Origin of the sequence: Hansschlegelia beijingensis (assembly GCF_045505405.1) — a bacterium.
GTDB classification, from domain to species: Bacteria; Pseudomonadota; Alphaproteobacteria; order Rhizobiales; family Methylopilaceae; genus Methylopila; species Methylopila beijingensis_A.
This window is the reverse complement of the sequence record NZ_JBJKEX010000534.1, coordinates 1-1,286: the sequence shown is the minus strand read 5'-3', so window position 1 is coordinate 1,286 and position 1,286 is coordinate 1. Positions and strand designations below refer to the sequence as shown.

Annotated in this window: 2 protein-coding genes and 1 pseudogene; 2 read left to right on the top strand and 1 reads right to left on the bottom strand. The window is 70.7% G+C overall.

The window, feature by feature from the left end:
* Together ACIKT0_RS18445 and fliP are read left to right on the top strand one after the other, a co-directional pair.
* Positions 1-192 (top strand): annotated as a pseudogene (locus ACIKT0_RS18445) (hypothetical protein); the annotation flags it as partial.
* 19 nt (positions 193-211) lie between these two features.
* The gene (fliP, locus tag ACIKT0_RS18440) at positions 212-958 is read left to right on the top strand and encodes a flagellar type III secretion system pore protein FliP (RefSeq protein WP_407106774.1); all 747 of its coding nucleotides are present in this window, start codon (positions 212-214) and stop codon (positions 956-958) included.
* A 12-nt stretch (positions 959-970) separates the two neighbouring features.
* On the opposite strand, the gene ACIKT0_RS18435 is transcribed toward fliP, so the two are convergent.
* On the bottom strand, positions 971-1,286 hold a 316-nt coding region (locus ACIKT0_RS18435; RefSeq protein WP_407106773.1), incomplete at its 5' end, for a hypothetical protein.

Genomic DNA, 1,286 nt, shown 5'->3' with positions numbered 1-1,286 from the left:
CCGCGCGAGATGCCGCCGATGGCGCCCCAGAACGAGAAGCCGGCTCCGGCTGCGCCCGACGTTCGCCCCGAGCCGCGCCCTTCGCCCGCCGAAGCCCCCGCCGGATCCACGCTCGACGACGACCCGCTTGCGGCGCTCGAGGCCGAGATGGCCAATCTGCTCGGGCGGGATGTCGGCAAGCCAAAGGGTTGATGTCCGGGTTTCTCCCGGCATGCCCGCCGCCTGGCGCGGACGCTCTCTTCGCTACGGACTGATCGCGGCGGCTCTGTCGGCGGCGACGCCTGCCGCCGCGCAGAGCCTCACGCTCGATCTCGGCCAGGGCGGAGTGAGCGAGCGCGCGCTGCAGATCGTCGCGCTGATCACGGTGCTGAGTCTTGCGCCGTCGATCCTGGTGATGGTGACCTGCTTCACCCGCATCGTGGTGGTGCTCTCGCTGCTCCGCACCGCGGTCGGAACCCAGACCGCGCCGCCGAACTCGGTGATCACGGCGCTCGCGCTGTTCCTCACCGCGTTCGTGATGGCCCCGACGTTCCAGGCCGCCTACGATCAGGCCATCGCCCCGCGGCTCGCCGGCCAGATCGACGACGCCACCGCCTTCCAGCGCGGCGTCGCGCCGTTCCGCACCTTCATGCTGGCGCATGTCCGCGAGAAGGACCTCGCGCTGTTCCAGGGCCTGTCGCGCGAGCCGGCGCCCGAGACGCCCGAACAGGTGTCGCTGCGGGTGCTGGTGCCGTCCTTCATGATCTCGGAGCTCAGGCGCGCCTTCGAGATCGGCTTCCTGCTGTTCGTGCCGTTCCTGGTCATCGACCTCGTGGTGGCGTCGGTGCTGATGTCGATGGGCATGATGATGCTGCCCCCGGCGATCGTCTCCTTGCCGTTCAAGCTGATCTTCTTCGTCCTGGTCGACGGCTGGAATCTCGTCGCAGGCAGTCTGGTGCAAAGCTACGGCGGCGGCTGACGCCCGCCGGGGCTAGGCCCGCGACGGCGTCGCCGCGCTGGCCGAGATCCCGGCCGGAGCGACATTGGCGGGATCCTGGGCGGCCCTGCTGCGATACTCCTTGAGGAACGCCTCGAAGGCGGCGCTGGAGGCGATCGAGCGCGCGATCTCCCGGAAGGCGCCGCCATGCGCCTCGACCGGGGCCGTGACCACCTCGAAGGCCGCCGCGTCGGAGCTTTCGGCCATCTTGGCCCCGAACTTCTGCCGGATGCGATCCACCCCGAGCCCGTCGCCGGCCAGCGAAAGCGCGACAGCGGCCCGCAGCACCTGCGCCCGCTGTTCCGGCGCA